Source organism: Cupriavidus sp. DL-D2, assembly GCF_039710735.1.
GTDB lineage: Bacteria > Pseudomonadota > Gammaproteobacteria > Burkholderiales > Burkholderiaceae > Cupriavidus.
In genome coordinates, this window is record NZ_JBDKXK010000001.1 from 176,710 (window position 1) to 196,849 (window position 20,140).

General features: G+C 64.3%; 21 protein-coding genes and 1 tRNA gene. 7 read left to right on the forward strand and 15 right to left on the reverse strand.

Annotated elements, in window-relative coordinates:
• Positions 1-98: 98 nt before the first annotated feature.
• The 3 genes from ABDB81_RS00775 to ABDB81_RS00785 form a co-directional block, all read right to left on the reverse strand.
• Positions 99-422, reverse strand: coding sequence for a rhodanese-like domain-containing protein (locus tag ABDB81_RS00775; protein ID WP_137925112.1), 324 nt, complete (start codon positions 420-422; stop codon positions 99-101).
• A gap of 13 nt (positions 423-435) precedes the next feature.
• A complete protein-coding gene (locus ABDB81_RS00780; RefSeq protein WP_346809378.1) occupies positions 436-1,089 on the reverse strand; it encodes a protein-L-isoaspartate O-methyltransferase in 654 nt (217 codons plus the stop codon).
• Positions 1,090-1,327: 238 nt separating this feature from the next.
• Complete coding sequence (locus ABDB81_RS00785; RefSeq protein WP_160472869.1) at positions 1,328-2,098, reverse strand: TetR/AcrR family transcriptional regulator; 771 nt, start codon at positions 2,096-2,098, stop codon at positions 1,328-1,330.
• Between the two features lie 209 nt (positions 2,099-2,307).
• Here ABDB81_RS00785 and ABDB81_RS00790 point away from each other — a divergent pair, with 209 nt between their 5' ends.
• The 3 genes from ABDB81_RS00790 to ABDB81_RS00800 all read left to right on the forward strand — a co-directional run bounded on the left by ABDB81_RS00790 (position 2,308) and on the right by ABDB81_RS00800 (position 4,159).
• The gene (locus tag ABDB81_RS00790) at positions 2,308-2,601 is read left to right on the forward strand and encodes a YkgJ family cysteine cluster protein (protein WP_137925173.1); all 294 of its coding nucleotides are present in this window, start codon (positions 2,308-2,310) and stop codon (positions 2,599-2,601) included.
• Positions 2,602-2,614: 13 nt separating this feature from the next.
• Positions 2,615-3,181 (forward strand): DUF1439 domain-containing protein, encoded by a 567-nt coding sequence (locus ABDB81_RS00795; protein ID WP_137925115.1) that lies wholly within the window; start codon positions 2,615-2,617, stop codon positions 3,179-3,181.
• A 96-nt stretch (positions 3,182-3,277) separates the two neighbouring features.
• Positions 3,278-4,159 (forward strand): undecaprenyl-diphosphate phosphatase, encoded by an 882-nt coding sequence (locus ABDB81_RS00800; protein ID WP_137925116.1) that lies wholly within the window; start codon positions 3,278-3,280, stop codon positions 4,157-4,159.
• Positions 4,160-4,227: 68 nt separating this feature from the next.
• Here the strand turns inward: ABDB81_RS00800 and trmB are convergent, their stop codons facing one another.
• Both trmB and ABDB81_RS00810 read right to left on the reverse strand, forming a co-directional pair.
• Positions 4,228-5,010, reverse strand: coding sequence for a tRNA (guanosine(46)-N7)-methyltransferase TrmB (gene trmB, locus ABDB81_RS00805; RefSeq protein WP_137925117.1), 783 nt, complete (start codon positions 5,008-5,010; stop codon positions 4,228-4,230).
• A 73-nt stretch (positions 5,011-5,083) separates the two neighbouring features.
• A tRNA-Gly gene (locus tag ABDB81_RS00810) sits at positions 5,084-5,158 on the reverse strand.
• Positions 5,159-5,312: 154 nt separating this feature from the next.
• On the opposite strand from ABDB81_RS00810, the gene ABDB81_RS00815 reads away from it, so the two are divergent.
• Complete coding sequence (locus ABDB81_RS00815; RefSeq protein ID WP_346809380.1) at positions 5,313-5,702, forward strand: DUF5594 family protein; 390 nt, start codon at positions 5,313-5,315, stop codon at positions 5,700-5,702.
• 19 nt (positions 5,703-5,721) lie between these two features.
• Here ABDB81_RS00815 and ABDB81_RS00820 read toward each other — a convergent pair whose 3' ends face one another.
• The gene (locus tag ABDB81_RS00820; RefSeq protein WP_346809381.1) at positions 5,722-6,636 is read right to left on the reverse strand and encodes an aldose epimerase; all 915 of its coding nucleotides are present in this window, start codon (positions 6,634-6,636) and stop codon (positions 5,722-5,724) included.
• A gap of 208 nt (positions 6,637-6,844) precedes the next feature.
• On the opposite strand from ABDB81_RS00820, the gene ABDB81_RS00825 reads away from it, so the two are divergent.
• The gene (locus ABDB81_RS00825; RefSeq protein ID WP_137925118.1) at positions 6,845-7,501 is read left to right on the forward strand and encodes a glutathione S-transferase family protein; all 657 of its coding nucleotides are present in this window, start codon (positions 6,845-6,847) and stop codon (positions 7,499-7,501) included.
• A gap of 36 nt (positions 7,502-7,537) precedes the next feature.
• Here ABDB81_RS00825 and ABDB81_RS00830 read toward each other — a convergent pair whose 3' ends face one another.
• Together ABDB81_RS00830 and ubiD are read right to left on the reverse strand one after the other, a co-directional pair.
• Positions 7,538-9,547 (reverse strand): acetoacetate--CoA ligase, encoded by a 2,010-nt coding sequence (locus tag ABDB81_RS00830; RefSeq protein WP_137925119.1) that lies wholly within the window; start codon positions 9,545-9,547, stop codon positions 7,538-7,540.
• A 105-nt stretch (positions 9,548-9,652) separates the two neighbouring features.
• Complete coding sequence (gene ubiD / locus ABDB81_RS00835) at positions 9,653-11,170, reverse strand: 4-hydroxy-3-polyprenylbenzoate decarboxylase (protein ID WP_346809383.1); 1,518 nt, start codon at positions 11,168-11,170, stop codon at positions 9,653-9,655.
• A 643-nt stretch (positions 11,171-11,813) separates the two neighbouring features.
• Between ubiD and ABDB81_RS00840 the strand changes: the two genes are divergently transcribed.
• The gene (locus ABDB81_RS00840; protein WP_137925121.1) at positions 11,814-12,881 is read left to right on the forward strand and encodes a lytic transglycosylase domain-containing protein; all 1,068 of its coding nucleotides are present in this window, start codon (positions 11,814-11,816) and stop codon (positions 12,879-12,881) included.
• Between the two features lie 77 nt (positions 12,882-12,958).
• Here ABDB81_RS00840 and ABDB81_RS00845 read toward each other — a convergent pair whose 3' ends face one another.
• The 4 genes from ABDB81_RS00845 to ribBA all read right to left on the reverse strand — a co-directional run bounded on the left by ABDB81_RS00845 (position 12,959) and on the right by ribBA (position 16,487).
• Positions 12,959-14,140 (reverse strand): pyridoxal phosphate-dependent aminotransferase, encoded by a 1,182-nt coding sequence (locus ABDB81_RS00845; protein WP_346809385.1) that lies wholly within the window; start codon positions 14,138-14,140, stop codon positions 12,959-12,961.
• 153 nt (positions 14,141-14,293) lie between these two features.
• Positions 14,294-14,791, reverse strand: coding sequence for a transcription antitermination factor NusB (nusB, locus tag ABDB81_RS00850; protein WP_137925176.1), 498 nt, complete (start codon positions 14,789-14,791; stop codon positions 14,294-14,296).
• Positions 14,784-15,284 carry a 6,7-dimethyl-8-ribityllumazine synthase gene (ribH, locus tag ABDB81_RS00855; protein ID WP_137925123.1) on the reverse strand — a complete coding sequence of 167 codons (501 nt, stop codon included), beginning with the start codon at positions 15,282-15,284 and terminating at the stop codon, positions 14,784-14,786. Before ribH ends, nusB begins: the two co-directional genes overlap by 8 nt.
• A gap of 87 nt (positions 15,285-15,371) precedes the next feature.
• Positions 15,372-16,487, reverse strand: a complete 1,116-nt coding sequence (ribBA, locus tag ABDB81_RS00860; protein WP_137925124.1) for a bifunctional 3,4-dihydroxy-2-butanone-4-phosphate synthase/GTP cyclohydrolase II — start codon at positions 16,485-16,487, stop codon at positions 15,372-15,374.
• Between the two features lie 209 nt (positions 16,488-16,696).
• Here ribBA and ABDB81_RS00865 point away from each other — a divergent pair, with 209 nt between their 5' ends.
• Positions 16,697-17,728: a CaiB/BaiF CoA-transferase family protein gene (locus ABDB81_RS00865; protein ID WP_346809387.1), complete on the forward strand. Its 1,032-nt coding sequence runs from the start codon at positions 16,697-16,699 to the stop codon at positions 17,726-17,728.
• 9 nt (positions 17,729-17,737) lie between these two features.
• On the opposite strand, the gene ABDB81_RS00870 is transcribed toward ABDB81_RS00865, so the two are convergent.
• From ABDB81_RS00870 to ABDB81_RS00880, 3 genes are read right to left on the reverse strand one after another with little or no spacing between them, the layout of a single operon-like run.
• Entirely contained in the window at positions 17,738-18,364 is a 627-nt protein-coding gene (locus tag ABDB81_RS00870; protein WP_137925126.1) for a riboflavin synthase, read from the reverse strand.
• Between the two features lie 34 nt (positions 18,365-18,398).
• Positions 18,399-19,520 (reverse strand): bifunctional diaminohydroxyphosphoribosylaminopyrimidine deaminase/5-amino-6-(5-phosphoribosylamino)uracil reductase RibD, encoded by a 1,122-nt coding sequence (ribD, locus tag ABDB81_RS00875; protein WP_137925127.1) that lies wholly within the window; start codon positions 19,518-19,520, stop codon positions 18,399-18,401.
• A gap of 37 nt (positions 19,521-19,557) precedes the next feature.
• On the reverse strand, positions 19,558-20,139 hold the full coding sequence (locus ABDB81_RS00880) for a GspH/FimT family pseudopilin (protein WP_346809389.1): 582 nt from the start codon (positions 20,137-20,139) through the stop codon (positions 19,558-19,560).
• Position 20,140: the final 1 nt, after the last annotated feature.

Here is a 20,140-nt window from a genome sequence, read left to right on the forward strand (position 1 = left end):
GTTCAGCGCCAATGTTCGGTTACGGCGACAAGCGATACGGCGGGGGCGAGGTACGGCGGGTCTTACACTGCGTCGGTTTTGTGACCGGGTACTGCAGCCTAGTATTGCGGAACGGACGGATCGACCTGGGTCGACCAGGCGTGGATGCCGCCGGTCAGGTTGTAAACCCTGGCGTAACCCTGGCGCTCCAGGAAGTTCGCCACCTGCATGCTGCGCGCACCGTGGTGGCAGATGCAGACGATCTCGGCTTCCTCGTCGATGTCGTTCAGGCGGGCCGGAATCTGACCCATGGGGATATGCGTGATGCCGGGCATGGCAGCGGTGCGGATCTCGAGATCCTCGCGGACGTCCAGCAGCACCGGCTTGGCGCGGCTGGCGTCGGCCAGCCATTGCGCCAGTTCGGGGGCAGTGATTACCTGCATGGCTGGCTCCGGTTCAGAACTTGAAGCGCGACGGCTGGGCAGCGCCTTGCAGCGGGCGGGCCAGCGTCTCGAACAGGTTCACTACCTTGTATTCGGTTTCGGAGACGCGCGTCACAAGGCGGGCTTCCATGACCGGGGCGGTGCCGACGATGGCGACGATACGGCCCCCCACCTTGACTTGCGACAGGATCGAGGACGGCAGCTCCGGCACCGAACCCGAGACACAGATCACATCGTAGGGTGCGGCCACGGCCCAGCCTTCGGCGGCGTTGCCTTCGGCGACTTCCACATTGGTCACGCCCGCGGCGGACAGGTTCTGGCGAGCCAGTTCCACCAGTTCGGGACGGATGTCGACGGTCAGCACGTGGCGGGCGCGATGGGCCAGCAGTGCGGCCATGTAACCCGAACCCGCACCGATTTCGAGAACATTTTCATGCTTGCGGACGTTCAGTTCCTGCAGCAGGCGAGCTTCCACGCGCGGGGGCAGCATGTTCTCGCCGCCGGGCAGCGGAATCTCCATGTCGACGAAAGCCAGTGCAGCGTAGGCTTTCGGTACGAACTGCTCACGCTTGACCACGGCCAGCAGGTCCAGGATTTCCTGGTCCAGCACGTCCCATGGGCGGATTTGCTGTTCGATCATGTTGAATCGGGCTTTTTCGAGATCCATCTTGCCTTTCCTTCCAGATACTTGCGGGGGTGCGATGCCGGGCGAGACTTGCCTCGCCGTCAGCGCTGTCATGTCGGTCGGTACCAGTTGCACGCCGTCCCGGGCGTGGCAGAGGCCGCCGTCTGCCGGGAAGTTGCACAAAAGCCCGCTATTTTACTCCGGCGCACCGCGTCGGCTCGTTTACAGAAAATTGGCGTTGCATCGGGACACACCCGGCCGCTGACGGCGCCATGCGCGGTCATGGCACGGCACCGTCCGCCTCGTCCTGTGAGGCTTGCGCCGCACGTTGGGCCATGAGTTCGTCGCGGATACCTTCCCAGACCCAGGGGCCTTGCTGCACCGGCAGGGGCGTATCGCGCGCCGGGCCAGTGGTCAGGCCGAATAACAGCATGTGCAGTAGCTGGTCGACATAGGCGTCGGGATCGATGGCCGGCACGTTCAACTGACTGAACGACTGGCGCCACAGCATGAGGAACATCAGCGGCGCGCAGAATAGCGTGGTTGTCGGGTTGGCGGGAACGCTGCGGAATTCGCCGCGCTCCACGCCGCGCGCCAATACCCGGGCGAACAAGGCGTCGCCGGGTCCCATGACTTCGTCCTGGTAAAACTGTGCAATATCCGGAAAATTGCCGGATTCGGCGATGATCAGCTTGGTCAGGCCCGCTACCTGCGTGGCACCGATCAAGCCCCACCAGCCGAGCAGCAACTCGCGGAGCAGTGCGGGGGTGGAACCCTCGTAGGTATCGACGAGGTCTGTACCACGGGCCAGTGCGGGCACCAGATTCTCGCGCACCACCGATTTGAACAGTTCTTCCTTGTTGGCGAAATACAGGTACACCGTGCCCTTGGACACCCCGGCTGCCGTCGCCACGTCCTCCAGCCGCGTGGCGGCATAGCCGCGCTCCACGAACAGGTCCAGCGCAGCCGCTACCAGTTCCTGGGGACGGGCGGCCTTGCGCCGGCTCCATCGCCGGGTGTCGGGTTCAGTCTTGGGTGAGGCAGGGGTCACGGGATGACGGATTGCCGCCGCCAGGCAGCGACGTAATTAATAACTGGTCGGTCAGTAATGTAGAGGACTGCCTGCACGCGGTCAAGCCGCGTCCGGTGCGGCGCCAGGTTGCGCTTTGTTTCAGGTCGATCATCCGTGCTGAGGCACAATGAGCGCCTGCTTTTGGCAGTCGTGCCGTGAATGTCGGCATTCGATGATGAACCTTGATGATGTCCTGCGAGTCTGAACTCACTTGTCGGGCCGGATGTGGCGCCTGCTGCATCGCCCCGTCGATCACTTCCCCATTGCCGGGCATGCCGCAAGGCAAGGCGGCCGGCGAGCGTTGCGCCCAGTTGCTGCCCGATATGCGATGTGGCGTGTTCGGGCAGCCGGCGCGGCCGGGCTTTTGCGGCGGATTGCGGCCGTCGGCCGAGATGTGCGGCGATTCGCGCGAGGTGGCGTTGGCCTGGCTGACGCGTCTTGAGATCGCCACAGCGCCTGCTCCCCGTGTGACCGTTGTTTGATGGAGATTCACGCATGATCGCTTTGACGCGCCGGCGCTGGCTGGCCGTGGCCGCGGCAACGACTGCGGCTGCCGGGCTGGGCCTGGCGGGCTGCAGCGTATTCCGCAGTGAATATACGTTTTCCCAGGATCAGCTCCAGTCGGCGCTCGAGCGGAAGTTTCCGTTCAACAAGCGGTATATGGAACTGTTCGATATCCAGTTGGCCAATCCACGGCTGGCGCTCGATTCCGCGCGCAATCGCGTGACGGTGACGTTCGATGCCACGGTGGATAACCGGCTGTTTTTCCGGCAACCGCTGACGGGTCAGTTCGCATTGGACAGCGCGCTTCGCTACGATCCGCCAAGCCATTCGCTGGTGCTGCAAGATCCTGAAGTGAAACAATTCGAGGTGAAGGGCGTGCCTGCCCAGTTTGCGCGGCAACTCAATGCACTGGGCGGCATTCTCTCCGAGCAACTGCTGCAGAATTATCCGCTGTATACATTCAAGCCCGAGCAGCTTCGGCTGGCTGGCAGCAGCGTCGAACCCGGTACAATCACGGTCCTGTCCGACGGTATCAACGTCAAGATCAATCGCCCGTAAATTCAGACGAACAATAATGCCGATGCGCCAATGACGCATGGCTTGCGGATCCGACATTCCGCCTTTTCGCCTCCGTGCCTACTTTTTTGAGTCCATATGGATATTGCACTCGCCCTCAAGGCTGTCATTCTCGGGATCGTTGAAGGACTGACCGAATTCCTGCCCATCTCCAGTACCGGTCACCTGATTCTTGCGGGCCAGTTACTGGATTTCAACGACGAGAAGGGCAAGATTTTCGAGATCGTGATCCAGTTCGGCGCGATCCTGGCCGTTTGCTGGGAATTCCGCAAGCGGATTGCCGCTGCGCTGGGCGGACTGGCGTCAGACCCCACGCAACAACGTTTTGCCGTCAACGTTGTGGTCGCTACCTTGCCGGCCATCGTTCTCGCGTTCGTGTTCGGCAAATGGATCAAGGCACACCTGTTCAATCCGATCACCGTGGCGATGGCATTCATCATCGGCGGCGTGGTGATCCTGCTGGCCGAATGGCGCGAGGCGCGTCGCGGCACGGTCTCGCATCCGCAAGGCAATGCGCTGCTGGAAGCGGCCAAGGCCGGTGCGCCGCGTGTCGAATCGATCGACGACCTGAACTGGCGCGATGCCCTCAAGGTCGGGTTTGCCCAGTGTTTCGCGCTCGTCCCGGGCACATCGCGCTCGGGCGCCACGATTATTGGCGGCATGCTGTTCGGGCTGTCGCGTCAGGTGGCCACCGAGTTCTCGTTCTTCCTGGCCATCCCCGTGATTTTCGGGGCGACGGTGTACGAACTCTACAAGGCGCGTGCGCTGCTGTCGGTCGATGACATCGGCATTTTCGGCATCGGATTTGTCTTTGCGTTCCTGTCGGCGTTCCTGTGCGTGCGCTGGCTGCTGCGATTCGTTGCGACGCATGATTTCAAGCCGTTCGCCTGGTACCGCATTGTTTTCGGCGTGATCGTGCTGCTGACGGCTTGGACCGGCATGGTGGCGTGGCACGCTTGATTTCCTGAGCGGTAAAAGAAGAAGGGGGCCGAATCGGCCCCCTTTTTTATGCTTGCGATGCTTTGCGCTTACTGCTTGCGGAATATCACATCCCAGACGCCATGGCCGAGACGCAATCCGCGCTTCTCGAACTTGGTGACCGGACGATAATCGGGCCGCTCCGCAAAGCCGCCTTCGGCTTGCGACGTGTTTTTCAGGGTCGATTCACCGGAGAGCACCTCGACCATCTGGTGTGCGTATTCTTCCCAGTCGGTCGCGCAGTGCATATAGCCGCCTGGCTTCAAACGGCTCGCCAGCAGTTTCACCAGCGGCGGTTGCACCAGGCGGCGCTTGTTATGGCGCTTCTTGTGCCACGGATCCGGGAAGAAGATATGCACGCCGTCCAGCGAATCTTCAGTCAGCATGTGCGCAATGACTTCGACGGCGTCGTGATTCATGATCCGCACGTTCTGCAGGTCGCGTTCGCCGATCAGCTTGAGCAACGCGCCGACGCCCGGTTCATGGACCTCGCAACCCAGGAAATTGTCCTGTGGACGCACGCCGGCGATGTGTGCCGTGGTTTCGCCCATCCCGAAGCCGATCTCCAGAATGGCGGGCGCCTCGCGCCCGAACGTCGCCGCCCAGTCGAGCGGCTGCGGCGCGTAAGGCACGATGAAGTGCGGCCCCAGATCGTCGATGGCGCGCTGCTGGCCAGTGGAGGTGCGGCCCGCACGCCGCACGAACGAACGGATGCGGCGCGGATGTGCAACGTCGGCAGGGGCCGTCGCTGACGTCGCGTCGGAAGGCTGTTGCGGGTCGCCATCGGCGTCATCGCCCGGCAGCGTGTCGGTTTGGGTGTCTTGGGGAAGCATGGCAACAAAAAACCGCCCGGCGATTGCCGGTCATCGTTCGACCGGGTGCCAAAGGCGGCTTGTCAATGAAACGTGGAGCGGGCGATGGGAATCGAACCCACGTCTTTAGCTTGGGAAGCTAAGGTAATGGCCATTATACGACGCCCGCTATGGCTTACTGGGGGCGGATTGTAGCATGGGTGCGGCGGATGCCTTCGGCGTCGCTCCCAGCCTGCTGCGGCATTTTTCCAACCGCATCTGACCTCTCGGGTCCGTCCCGAGGGCACAATATCGCTTGCCCCCATTTCACGTCCGTTGCCCCCGTGCATCCCATTCCTGCCCAACGCTTCACTGCCGAATTGCTTCCGCGCATCATCGAGCGCTTGCACCGGCTGTCTCACGGCACGCTGCATGGCGAAGTCTTGCCGCCCGAGTTTCCCGGCGAGCCGGGGCGGCTGCGAGTCTGGGCGCCCGCTCGGGCCAATGCGGGCCGTTATGCCAATCCGCTCGACATCACACTTTCCTGGGATAGCTGGGAGGTCGATCGACTCTTTGCCACGGGCGGCGAGACGCGTTTTGCGGAGTATCTCGACGCGCTGGCAGGCAAACTCGATGCCTGGCAGGAGCCCCGGCAGTTCGATATCAACACCCACACGCAGGCCGATCCCACCGTGCTGATCGGTGGCCTCGATTTCGAGCATCTGATGCGCTAGGGAGGGACAGGCGTTGGCGTTACCGGATGGTCAGCGTGCAGACTGCCGACTCCTCCGATCCCGCTGCAATCCATCGCAATCCCTGTCGATGGTCTATGGCATTGGGCAATCCGAGCCACGGCTCGACGCAGTAGAAATCCGAATCCTCACGCTCGGTCCATGTTGTCACCGCGTACCAGGGCACCGAGTGTGCCGCGTCTGGAGCGGTGATCTCGATCGTGCGGGCAGGGAGCGCCACGGTGACTTCGCCCGGCGCTTTCAGCACATGGAAGGTGTCCTGCAGCCGGGGATCGTCGAGCGCATAGTCGGCCTCGCCCGGCTCGGCATCGGTCAGGCTTCCGTCCTGGCGTTGCCGCATACGTGAGGCAGCCGGCAGCGTAATGTGGCTGCGTGAGCGGTCGCCATGGGGCAGGGCGAAGTAGAAGTGATGTCCGGCGTAGTAAGGCAGCGGCCGGGTGCCGGTGTTGGCGGTGCGCAGCGTGACCTCGAGCCCTGCGGCCACCAGTCGGTACGTCACCGTGAAAACGAATTCGAACGGATAGCCGGCCCGCGTGGCATCGGACGAGGCCAGTGACAGACTCACTGCATCGTCCGAAATGTCCGAGATCAGGAAGGACAGGTCGCGTGCGAAGCCGTGCTGGGGCAGGGCGTGGACCACGCTTTCCTCGTCTTGCCACTTGCCCACCTCGCCGTCCACGAAATGCCGGCCGATGAACGGAAACAGAAGTGGATTGCCGCCGCGCACCTTTGACAGACGCGACCAGTCGGCTGACGCCGGCCAGTACAGGATGTCCTCGCCCCGGTGGACCCAGCGCACCAGCCGCCCGCCATGTTCGGGAGCCAGTAGCAGATAGTCATCGTTCTGACCGATCTTGAGCAGATCCTGGTCCTGAAAGCGCTGTGTCGTGGTCATGGTGGCGAGGGTATCGGGCATGGACGTTGGGAGGCCACAGCGTAGCGCAAGTTGGCATGGCGCTTGCGAACTTGCGATGACGTGCGAGCCGGATGTACCGGACGCGCCGCGATGCACCTTGAAGGTGCGCCGCGCGGCGCAAACTGGCGAAATGCGGCGTCGCCACCGATACTGCAAGCGAACGACTCCATCCAAACATTGCGCCCGCCACTGGCGGAGGGAGGCACGTGTGGCCGAGACGACCCTGACCATCAGCAGCAAGACTTACTCCTCGTGGTCGTTGCGCGGCTGGCTTCTGACGCGCTTTGCGGGACTCGAATTCCGGGAGGTGCTCGTGCCGCCTGACGATCCCGCAGTGCGCGCGGAAATCCTGTTGCTCTCGCCCTCTTTCCTGGTGCCTTGCCTGCGTCATGAAGGCGTGACCGTCTGGGATACGCTCGCTATCGGCGAGTATCTCAACGAGATCCGGCCGCAGGCCGGCTTGCTGCCAGCCGATCTGGTGGCGCGTGCGCACTGCCGCGCCATCTGTGGCGAGATGCATTCCGGCTTCGCCGCCATGCGGGCGGCCTTGCCAATGAACCTGAAAGGACATTTCCCGGGCCTCAAGGTGTGGTCCCGTGCGCAGGCCGACATCGACCGGATCGCCACGATCTGGCGCGATTGCCTGGATCGTTACGGCGGCCCTTACCTGTTCGGCGCGCACCGCACGATGGCCGATGCGATGTATGCGCCCGTGGTTACGCGCTTCATCACCTACGGCGTGAAGCTCGATCCGCAGTTGATGGACTTCTGCAAGACCATCCTCGCCATTCCCGAGTTGCAGGAATGGATTCGCGCGGCGCGCGACGAGCGCGACGAGATCAACGAACTCGATGTCGATGCCTGAGCGGCGCGCGTAATCGTCCCCTTCATCGCGCACGTCTCAGGCCACGCGTGACTGACGCGCCAGATAGCTGGTGGCGTAGGCGAAGTACCAGTCCAGGCAGCCTGGGTTGGCCATGGCATCGGGATTGGCAATCTTGTCCGGTGCATGGCCCAGCAACAGCTTCTTGATCGGCACCTCCATCTTCTTGCCCGAGAGCGTGCGTGGCACGCCGGGCACCTGCACGATCTCGTTGGGCACGTGGCGCGAAGAAAGCCCCGAGCGAATGCGTGCGCGCATCGTGTCACGCAGTGCCTCGTCCAGTTGCAGGCCCTCTCGCAACACCACGAACAGCGGCATATAGGATTCGCGGCCAAGGTATTCGAGATCGACCACCATGCTGTCGAGCACTTCAGGCAGTTCTTCCACCACGCGATACAACTCGCTCGTGCCCATGCGGATGCCGTGCCGGTTGATCGTGGCATCCGAGCGGCCGTAGATGACCGCACCGCCGCGTGGCGTGATGCGTATCCAGTCTCCGTGGCGCCACGCGTGGGGATACACGTCGAAATAGCTGTCGCGATAGCGCTTGCCGTCAGCGTCGCCCCAAAGGAACAGCGGCATCGACGGCATGGGCTCGGTGCAGACCAGTTCGCCCACTTCGTCGATCAGCGCGTGGCCGCTATCGTCGAATGCCTCCACCTTGGCGCCGAGGCATCGGCATTGCATTTCGCCCGCATGCACGGGGAGCAGCGGACAGCCTGCGACGAACGAGCCAGCGAAGTCGGTGCCACCCGACATCGGCGCGAGCCATACATCGTGTCGCACGTGTTCGTAGATCCACGCATAGGCTTCCTCGGGCAACGGCGAACCGGTGGAGCCGATGCCGCGCAGGCGGGACACATCCGCGATCTGCGCCGGCTCCACGCCGGCCTTCATCGCATTGGTGAAGAATGCGGCGCCGGCGCCGAACATCGTGACCTTTGCCTCGTCGACGAAGCGCCAGAGCACACCGGCATCCGGCCAGGCAGGGTTGCCGTCGTAAATCGCAATCGTGGTGCCCAGTAGCAACCCGGCGATCTGCGCGTTCCACATGATCCAGCCGCTGCTGCTGTACCAGTGGAAGACATCGTCGCGGCCCAGGTTGTTGTGGAAGGCCATGAGCTTGAGTTGCTCGATCACGATGCCGCCGTGGCCATGCACGATTGGCTTCGGCATACCCGTGGTGCCCGAGGAATAGACGATCCACAGCGGATGGTCGAACGGCACAGGCTCCATGCGCAGCGGCACGTCATGTGCCAGTACATCGGCCCATGCATGCCGACGCACGCGTGCATCGATCTTGATGTCGGCATCAGTGTCGCCTGACGGCACGATGACGACATCGGTCAGCGAGGGCAGGGCGGCCACCAGATCGGCAATGACTGGTGCCCGGTCGTAAGCCTTGCCGCCGTAGCGATAGCCATCCACGGCGATCAGCACCTTGGGTTCGATCTGGCGGAATCGATCGATGACTGCCACTTGCCCCATGTCCGGCGCACATCCGGACCACACCGCTCCGAGGCTGGCCGTGGCGAGGAATGCAATGACCGTGGCCGGGATGTTGGGGAGATAGCCAGCCACGCGGTCGCCACGTGCCACGCCCATCTCGCGCAAGGCGTGCGCCATGGAAGCCACCCGACGTTCGAGATCACCCCAGGTGATGTCGGCCAGCGGCAGGCTCTCGCCAGCGTGACGAATGGCCGTGCGCTGCGCGGCATCCTGCTCGCGGGCGTGGCGAAAGACCTGTTGCACGTAGTTCAGCGTGGCGCCCTCGAACCATCGCGCGCCCGGCATGGTGCGCTCGGACAGTACCGAGGCAGGCGGCGTGTCGAAGCGGACATCGAAGTAATCGACGATGGACTGCCAGAACGCTTCGATCTCGGTGACGGACCACTGCCAGAGGCTGCCGTAGTCCGGGAAATCGAGCCCGCGCTCGCGGCGCAGCCAGTCCATGTAGGCGGCCAGCTGGCTCGCCTGGGCGAACGCCGGCGAAGGCGTCCACATCAGCTTCCCTGCTTCGAGGGTCATGTTGTCTCCTCCGAGGCCCGTCTGACGCGGGCCATGAGAGTGATGGCGTGATGGATGGTCGACAGATGATAGCCGACCGTCCTCCAGCCTGCCGGCCTCGGCCTCCTACCGGCCGGCTTCGAACAGCGTGCCCCAGATCTCGTCGACGCGCGTCTTGATGGCCGGATCCATCTTGATCGGCGTACCCCACTCGCGTGTGGTCTCGCCGGGCCATTTGTCGGTGGCGTCAATGCCCATCTTCGAGCCCAGGCCCGAGACCGGCGAAGCAAAGTCGAGATAGTCGATGGGGGTGTTGTCGACCATCACGGTGTCGCGGGTCGGGTCCACGCGCGTGGTGATGGCCCAGATCACTTCCTTCCAGTCGCGGGCGTCGATATCGTCGTCCACCACGATGATGAACTTCGTATACATGAACTGCCGCAGGAAGCTCCAGACGCCAAACATCACGCGCTTGGCGTGCCCGGCGTACTGCTTCTTCATGCGGACCACCGCCATGCGGTAGCTGCACCCCTCGGGCGGCAGGTAAAAGTCAGTAATTTCGGGGAACTGCTTCTGCAGCAGCGGCACGAAGACCTCGTTCAGCGCCACGCCCAGCACGGCCGGTTCATCGGGCGGCTTGCCGGTGTAGGTGGAGTGGTAGATCGGATCACGGCGCATGGTGATGCGGTCGATCGTAAAGACCGGGAACCAGTCCTGCTCGTTGTAGTAACCGGTGTGGTCGCCATAGGGTCCTTCCAGCGCATGCTCGTAGCCCGAAGGGTGTTCGGGGTCCGGCTGGATATGGCCCTCCAGTACGAACTCCGCCGAAGCCGGCACGGAAAGCTCCGACAGGCTGGGCGTGATGCATCCCGCCAGCGCCGTGCGGCTGCCGCGCAGCAGGCCCGCAAACTGGTATTCCGAGAGCGTGTCGGGTACCGGCGTCACCGCGCCGAGGATCGTTGCGGGATCGGCGCCCAGCGCCACGGCGATCGGGAAGGGCTTGCCCGGATTGGCCAGTGCGTGCTCCCGGAAGTCGAGTGCGCCGCCCCGATGCGCGAGCCAGCGCATGATGACCTTGTTGCGGCCGATGACCTGCTGGCGATAGATGCCGAGGTTCTGGCGCTTCTTGTGCGGCCCCTTGGTGATGACCAATCCCCAGGTGATCAACGGCGCCGCATCGCCCGGCCAACAGGTCTGGATCGGCAGCCGAGCCAGATCCACATCGTTGCCTTCCCAGACTACTTCCTGGCACGCCGGGCTGCTGACCCGCTTGGGTGCCATGTCCCAGACGGACTTGACCAGTGTGAACAGCTTGCCGGCTTCGCGCAGTCCTCGCGGTGGTTCCGGCTCCTTGAGTGCGGACAGCACGTGCCCGATATCGCGCAGATCCGACAGCGACGATGCGCCCATGCCGAGCGCCACTCTTTGTGTCGTCCCGAACAGATTTGCCAGCACTGGCACTTTAAAAATATCGCCATCGTCGCGTCGCGGCTGTTCGAACAGCATGGCCGGCCCCTCGGCGCGCAGGACGCGATCGCAGATCTCGGTCATCTCGAGGTTGGGCGACACCGGCACGTGGACGCGCTTGAGGTCGCCGCGCTGTTCCAGTTGTCCGATGAAGTCGCGTAAGTCTTTGTATTGCATGGTGAAATCCGGTCAGAATGTGGCGCCGCGCCAATCTCCGGCGAGCCGTCGCGGTGTGTGTGACGATACACATGACCCCTCATCGGCGCAAAAAAATCGTGGCAGTCCAAGCATCAAATTGTAAAGAAATTACGAATTGGCCCGAAGGGGTGGCGGCACGCGAGACTAGGCAGGGTATGCGTTTCGAGGTTCTTGGACCCCATATAAGTGTCGTAAAAAGCCTAGTTACAAATAGCTAAAAGTAGTAGGTTTTTGATTCATTATTCTTGACGGGTTATAAAAGCGTTCCTACAATCCGGTCTGCTCTGTGGGGTGTTGCGCTGCACCATGGCTTCCCTGTCTCTGTCAAGAGGCGGAAACGAAAAAAGCAGCGTCGATACTTCCACACCGATCGTCACCACGGATTCCCGGGAGGAGTCCGGTGCGGTCCCCTGGCGGGATGCCAGGTAATAGGAGTTCTTAGTGGCAGGGTGCAGCTCCCCAGGCTTGTATCCTGCTTCCCGTTGGGCGCATGGGGAGCGCCCGCCAACAGATGCTTGGACACCCCTGCTAGGTGGTCGCAGCATCCTTACTTGAGTACGTTGAGATCGGGCACGCGCAGCAAGTCTGGGCGCGCGCAACGGGGCAGCGGATGGAGGTAAGTATGAGCGGTTGGAAAACCCTTCATCTTCCCGGCATCGGGCGGGCATTGCAGGTCCGCGTCAGACAGCCGGTACCCGGTGTGAGCCGCGCACTTCAGGTGCGACTGGCCCATCCGGTGGCAGGTCGCGCCTTGTTGCGCGGCGGCCGAACGACTTTGAAGTACACCTTGAATGCACTCGGGGTGCTGTCCGTGGCCGCAGCGGTCACGCTTACGCTCAGCCCGCAGTGGCGGACGTCCCTTGCCGGTGCGCTGGCGGGAACCGAAGCGCCTGCCGTGCTGGTGGATGCTGCCGTCAGCAACGCCGTGGCCGAAGAGGCCAGCCTTGTTGGCGCGGCCGTGCCCGCCGTGTCGGCGGATGTGGCGGCAGCGCGTCTGCTGGCTACTGTGTCGACGTCGGGCAAGGGTCTGCCGACCGTGTCGGGCGTGGACGAGTGGAGCCACACGCCGGCCGGCAAGGTGCCGTCCGTGGCCCATCTGGCCGCACAGATTCCGGTGCAGCGGGTGGCGATGGATGCGCGCTATACCAGCGCGCTGGGTTCCGCGCGTGAACAGGCTGCCGTGGCCGACTACATCGCCCGCAAGTACCGCGTGGCGACGCAGGCGACGGCACAACTGGTCAAGGCTGCCTATATGACGGGCCGCGAGGTCGGTATCGACCCGCTGCTGATCCTGGGCGTGATCGCCATCGAGTCGAGCTTCAATCCGTACGCCGAGAGCGGCGTCGGTGCGCAGGGCTTGATGCAGGTGATGACCAAGGTGCATTCGGACAAGTACGAGGCAGTGGGCGGCGTGGCCGCGGCACTGAACCCGTATGCCAACATCAAGATCGGTGCGCTGGTGCTCAAGGACTGCATCGCCCGCGCGGGTACGATCGAAGGCGGCCTGAAGTACTACGTGGGCGCCACGACACAGACCGATGGCGGCTACGGCGCCAAGGTGCTGGCCGAACGCGGACGCCTGCGTGCGCTGCTGGGCCTCACCGGCACGGAAACCATCAAGGCTCCGGTGGACCGTCACCAGAACGGCGAGAAGCTGGAAGCTGCAAGCGGTACCGCGCAGGCGGCTTGAACGTCAACGCTGGTCAAACAGAAAGGGCACCCCTCGGGGTGCCCTTTCTGTTTTGGCGATAACCGGCTGACGGTCCTTCAGCGCAGGAAGTGATGCATCCGGTCCATCGCTTCCTCGATGTTCGCCATCGAGGTGGCGTACGAGATGCGGATGTAGTCGCGCGCGGTATGGGGGCCAAAATCGGTGCCCGGTACCATGACCACGCCGGCGTCATGCAGGATGGCCTGTGTCAGCTTGTCCGCGTCGCCTGCGGCAGGATGGTTGACGTGGCGGCAATCGGCGTAGACATAGAACGCGCCGTCGGGCTTTACCGGCACCCGCAGCCCCAGCGCCTCCAGGGCGGGCAGGATCGCGTCGCGGCGGCGATGGAATTCCGCCTTGCGCTCGTCGTAGATGGCTAGCGCCTCCTTCGAGAAGCACGCCACGGCTGCATGCTGTGCCACGGCCGATGCGCAGATGAAGAGGTTCTGCGCCACCTTCTCGAACGCCGGCACCAGCGAATCTGGCACCACCAGCCATCCCAGCCGCCAGCCCGTCATGTTGAAGTACTTCGAGAAGCTGTTTACGGTCACCACGTTGTCGTCGAGGGACAGTGCCGACACGGGCGGCGCGTCATACGACAGGCCCTGGTAGATCTCGTCGACGATCGCAAAACCCTGGCGCTTGCGGACTTCGTCCAGAATCGACTTCAGTTCATCGGGCAGGATCGAAGTGCCGGTTGGGTTCGACGGCGTGGCAAGCAGTACGCCGCGCGTCTTCTCATTCCAGTGCTGCACCACCTGAGCGGCGGTCAGCTGGAAACGCTCGGCCGGGCCGCTCGGGATCATCTTCGCCTGCCCGTCGAAGGCCGCCACGAAATGCCGGTTGCAGGGGTAGCTCGGGTCAGGCATCAACACTTCGGCGCCGATATCGACCAGCACGGCGCAGGCCAGCAGCAGTGCACCCGAGGCGCCCGCGGTGACGATGACGCGACGCTCCGCGATATCGAGGCCGTATGCCGTCTTGTAGTGGCCCGCAATGGCCTCGCGCAGCGCGTGGATGCCCAGGGCGCCAGTGTATTGCGTGACGCCACGCCGCATGGCGGCCTCCGCAGCATGTACCACCGGGGCGGCCGCCGTGAAGTCGGGCTCACCGATTCCCATATGGATGATGTGCCGTCCGGCACGTTCGAGCTCGGCCGCCTGCTTGGCCAGCTCCATGACGTGGAAGGCTTCGATATTGGCCAGGCGGGACGCGGTGGCGATGTGCTGGAGGTTCATGGCAGATTAGGCAGGCCGTCGGGAAAGAAACCGGTGCAACATTGGGTGAGTGCGCCTCGACATGATAGTCGGCATGAAAAAACCCGCCGAAGCGGGTGTCGTGGTCCAGGCTGGCCGCCGCACGAAGTGGCGCGTCGGCAGTGGGCGCCAGGATCAGCGGCGTGCGGCCACTTCCGGTGCCCGCACCTGCGCGGCCAGCTTGTCGAGTACGCCGTTGACGTACTTGTAGCCTTCCACGCCGCCGAACGTCTTGGTCAGTTCCACGGCTTCGTTGATCACGACCTTGTACGGGATGTCCAGGCAGTGCACGAGCTCGTAGCTGCCCACCAGCAGGGCGGCACGCTCAACTGGCGACAGCTCGTCGACTTTCCGGTCGAGGAACGGCTCGAACGCTGCCGTCAGGCGCGCTTCCTCTCGCACGGCGCCGTTCAGCAGGGCGTTGAAGTGTTCGGTGTCCGCCTTGTTGAAGCCCTGCGCGTCATGCAGGTGCGCCTGGATCGTGCCGATGTCGTTGCGGTTCAGCAGCCATTGGTAGAGCCCTTGCAGCGCCAGCTCGCGCGAACGGCGGCGTGCACTCTTCGGCGGTGCCTTCGGCTCGGTTCGCGGCTTGGCGCCCGACGGCTTATCGCCGGTGTCGTTCACATCACTCATCATCTTCACCGTCGCCAGCTTCGTTCTCGCGCAGCGAATCCAGCGCGACCACCAGGTTTGCCATTTCCACGGCGGTACGGGCGCAATCGCGGCCCTTCTCTCGCGTGCGGGCGTGGGCTTGCTCGTCCGTGTCCACCGTCAGGATGCCGTTGGCGACGGGAACGTTGAAGTCCAGGCCCACGCGGGTGATACCGGCGCCCGACTCGTTCGAGACCAGCTCGAAGTGGTACGTCTCGCCGCGCACGACGGCACCCAGTGCCACCAGTGCGTCGAACTGGCCGCTTTCGGCCATCTTTTGCAGAGCCAGCGGCACTTCCAGCGCGCCGGGTACGGTCACCAGCAGCGTGTCTTCACCTTCGACGCCGAGTTTTTCCAGTTCGGCCATGCAAGCCTCGCGCAGCTCGTTGCAGACGGGCTCGTTGAAGCGGGCTTGCACAATCCCGATACGCAGGCCTTCGCCGTCGAGGTTCTTCTCGTAGAAGCCGTGATCCATTGTCAATTCTCCGTAGATTCGTTCCGGCACTGGCAGGCGCCAATGCCCATGATTTCTGTGTGCCTGCTATCCGGACAGGCCCAACCGTCAGTCGCAGTTGGCTTCGCCTTCCATGGCATGGCAGCCGACGATTTCGAGGTCATAGCCCGTCATGCTCGGCATCTTTTGCGGCGAACCCAGCACGCGCATCTTGCCCACGCCCACATCGCGGAGGATCTGCGCCCCCATGCCATAGGTGCGCAGGTCGGGCTTGCGGCGCGGACGGTCGTTCGGGGCGTCCAGCGCCGCAAACTGCGTGAACAACTGGTCGGGCGAGTCGTCGCAGTTCAGCAGCACCATGACACCGGTATCGGCGCCGTGCAGCGCTTCCAGCGCAGCGGGCACGCTCCACGAGTGCGTGGTGCGGCCGGCTTCCAGCACGTCCAGCACCGACAGCGGCTCGTGCACGCGTACCAGCGTGGCGCGATCCGGATGCGGCTGGCCCTTGATCAGCGCCAGGTGCGCGCGGCCTGTCGGCTTGTCGCGGTACATCACGCTGCGGAACGTGCCCCACGGCGTCTGCATGTCGCGCTCGCCCACACGTTCGATGATGCTCTCGGTGCGGCTGCGGTAGTGGATCAGGTCGGCGATGGTGCCGATCTTGAGATCGTGCTCGCGCGCGAACTCCACCAGATCGGGCAGGCGAGCCATCGTGCCGTCGTCCTTCATGATCTCGCAGATCACGGCGGCGGGCGTCAGGCCGGCCAGCGCGCCGAGGTCGCAGCCGGCTTCGGTGTGGCCGGCGCGGATCAGCACGCCGCCGGGCTGGGCGGTCAGCGGGAAGATGTGTCCCGGCTGGACCAGGTCGGCAGCGCGGGCGTCCTTGGCTACCGCGGCCTGCACGGTGCGGGAACGGTCGGCGGCGGAGATCCCGGTGGTGACACCTTCGGCGGCTTCGATCGAAACCGTGAAGTTGGTGCCATGCACGGTGCCGTTACGTGACACCATCGGATACAGCTCAAGCTGCCGGCAGCGCTCGGCCGTCAGGGTCAGGCAGATCAGGCCACGGCCAAACTTGGCCATGAAGTTGATGGCTTCCGGCGTCACGAAATCGGCTGCCAGGACGAGATCGCCTTCGTTCTCGCGGTCTTCCTCATCGACGAGGATAACCATGCGGCCGGCGCGAATGTCGGCAATGATGTCTTCGGTACGGGCGATAGTCATGGCTGGGGCGACGTTTGATGACGGGCGGGTGCGGATGGCGGGCAGGGCCGGTACCTTGGGGTTACCGGCGAAATCAAGGCCGCTATTGTACGCCAAGGCGTGTGCCAGCGCCCTCGGCGGTGGGCCGCAGCCATCGGGTTCTTCCCGGTTGCGCGCAAGTGCGGCGCACGGCATATCCATGGCTGATGGCATTGATCGGAGAGAAGCGCATGACTGCACCGTTGCATGGAATTCGTATCGTGGAATTCGAAGGACTCGGGCCGGGACCGCTGGCGGGCCGGATGCTGGCCGACATGGGCGCCGAGGTGACCGTCATTGCCCGCCGGCAGCGCGGGGCGGTGGCCGAACTGCTGGGTGGCGACAAGCCGAGCCCGTTGCGTCGCGGCAAGCGCATCGTGCCGCTCGACCTGAAACAGGACGCCGACCACGCCGAAGCCTTGCGCCTCGTAGCGGATGCCGATGCCTTGATCGAAGGCAATCGCCCGGGTGTGATGGAGCGGCTGGGGCTTGGGCCCGCTGACTGCGCCGCACGCAATCCGCGGCTGGTCTATGGCCGCATGACCGGCTGGGGCCAGACAGGTCCGCTGGCGCAGTCTGCGGGGCACGATCTCAACTACGTGGCGCTGAGCGGTATGTTGTCGCTGTCGGCGCGTCCCGGCGAAGTGCCAATGACCCCACCCACGCTGCTGGGCGATGCGGGCGGCGCGCTGGGACTGGCCTTCGGCATGGCGTGCGCCATGCTCGAGGCGCGGACCACGGGCCGTGGCCGGGTGGTCGATGCTGCCATTGTCGATGTGGTGACCATGCTCGGCGGCATTGCGCTCTGGGTTCGCAACAACGGCCAGCTCGACGGCGCCGAGCCCAGCCCGTTTCATGCATCGCCGTTCTACGATGTCTACGCGTGCGCCGATGGCGGATACATCACGATCGGTGCCCTGGAGCCGCAGTTCTATGCGTTGCTGCTTGGCAAGCTGGGACTGCACGACATCGATCCCGCCCGGCAGTACGACACCGCGACCTGGCCGGCGTTGAAGCAACGATTCGCCGCGCTGTTCCTGAGCCAGCCGCGCGAGCACTGGGATGCGCTGCTCGGGGGCACCGACGTCTGCTATGCGCCGGTCCTCAGCATTGCCGAGGCCGCCCGGCATCCGCACAACGTGGCACGCGGGTTGTTCGTCGAGCATCCCGACGGGACGCTCGATGCGGCGGGCGCGCCGAAGTTCGGTCCTGCCGGAGACTGAGCGGCAGGGTCAGCCGAGCGTCGCCTCGCCGGAAGCCGACAGCATCCGCTCGACGTATCGCGCGATCAGGTCGATTTCCAGGTTCACGCGCTTGCCCGCCGCGAGTTCGTTGAGCGTGGTGACTTCCACCGTGTGCGGGATCAGGTTGATCGAGAACACGCAGCCGTCGGCTTCGTCGCTGACCGTGTTGACGGTCAGCGATACGCCATTCACGACCACCGAGCCCTTGTAAGCCAGATAGCGGCCAAGTTCGCGCGGCGCGCGGATGCGCAACTCGTGCGACTCGCCCACCGGGGCAAAACGGACCACCTCACCCAGGCCATCGACATGGCCCGACACCAGATGGCCGCCGAGACGGTCCGCCAGACGCAGCGCCTTTTCCAGGTTGACGCGACCCGGCTGTGCCAGACCGACGGTCTTGTCCAGCGATTCGCGCGAGACATCCACGTCGAAATGGCCGGCTTCCAGCGTGACCACGGTCATGCAGGCGCCCTGGATGGCGATGCTGTCGCCGATGCCCACGTCCGAGAGGTCCAGGCCGCCAGCGGCCACGCGCAGGCGCACGCCCGCAGTGCTATCGCCGAGCGGGGAAACGGATTCGATGCGGCCCACTGCCGCCACAATGCCAGTAAACATATTTGCCTCTGTCTGAATACGATGAAGTCGGTCGTTAGTCCTTGCTGTCTGCGCGACGTGCGATCAGGCGCAGGTCGTCGCCGATCTGCCGCACTTCGTGCCAGCGGAATGCGGTGGCGTCTTCCAGTTTGGTCAACGGCGGCAGGTTGAACATGCCCTGCGCGTCGCCCAACAGGCGGGGCGCCAGATAGACCAGCAGTTCATCGGCACACCCTTCGCGGATCAGCGAACCGTTGAGCTTGAAGCCGGCTTCTACGTGGAGTTCGTTGATGCCGCGCTGTCCGAGCGCTTCGAGCATGCGGCGCAGCTCGACCTTGCCATGGCGGTTGGGCAGGACCACGACCTCCACGCCGCGCGCTTCAAGCGCACGCTGGCGGGCCGGGTCCTCCACCGCGCAGAAGACCAGCACCGGCTTGGCGAAATCACCACTGTCGCGGTTCAGGATCTGGGCGTCGAGCGGCACTTCCAGCCGGGAATCGACCAGTACACGTTGCGGCTGTCGCGGTGTGTCGATAGCGCGGACGGTCAGCGCCGGATTGTCGTCGCGGACGGTACCGATGCCGGTCAGGATGGCGCAGGCGCGCGCGCGCCACGCATGGCCATCATCGCGCGCCGCCTGGCCGGTGATCCATTGACTTGTGCCGTCATGGAGCGCCGTGCCGCCATCGAGCGAGGCCGCCACCTTGACGCGAACCCAGGGCAGGCCACGCGTCATGCGCGACACAAAGCCGATATTGAGATCGCGCGCCTCTTTTTCCAGCAGTCCGCAGCGCACGTCGATACCGGCCTCGCGCAGCCGTTGCAGGCCGCGCCCGGACACCGAAGGGTTGGGGTCCTCCATCGCCGCCACTACGCGGGCGATACGCGCACGCACCAGCGCATCCGCGCACGGTGGGGTCCGGCCGAAGTGGCTGCACGGCTCCAGCGTGACATAGGCGGTGGCGCCAGCGGGATCGTGCCCGCGCGCGATGGCATCCTTCATTGCCTGGATCTCGGCGTGATCGTGCCCGGCCGGCTGTGTGAATCCCTGTCCGATGACCTGACCGTCCTTCATCAGGACGCAGCCGACGCGCGGGTTTGGCGTGGTGGTGAACATGCCACGGGCGGCGAGCGCCAGGGCCTGCTCCATGGCGGTGTGATCGGATGCGGAGAACATGGCTGGTGAGTCGGATCCTGAGGAGGCGTCGGGGCAGTCAGCGTGCAGCGGACGGGGCCGGATTCGTAGATTCCAGTGGGTCGCAATCGATATCGACACCGGGTCGGCAAGTCCGGATACGCCCTTGCGCGCCAAGCCTGACCTGACGCTGTGCGGCATGGCAACGCAAGTGGAACGTAGCAGCGAAGAAGCCACCACGCTCAGATCGTGAGTATCCCACAGCTGTCAAGCGCAGGCTTTGTGCGCCTCCGGCTCCCGCCGTGCCATGCAACGCGACGGTCAGGCACCGCTCGCCCAGCCGGACCATGGAGAAGGGGGGCTGCGAGCGATGCGCCTCGGTTGGGCGGGTAGCCACGGTGGACAGTTGCCAGCCACGGTCTAGTGTCCTGGCGTTGGCCGCAGGACTCAACATCACCTCGGTGCGGCGTGCTGCCGCCGTGGTACGCGCCAGCGCCAGCGAGGCCGCCAGCCGGTCCGCCGCCCGCGCGACGTGATACTCCGCCACCAAATCGCTTAGCGATGGCAGGGCCGCCAGCATGAGGATCGCAGAGACCGCCAGTGTGATCAGCATTTCGACGAGCGTCACGCCCCGTACGTCCCTGCCCGGTGTCTTCGGCATA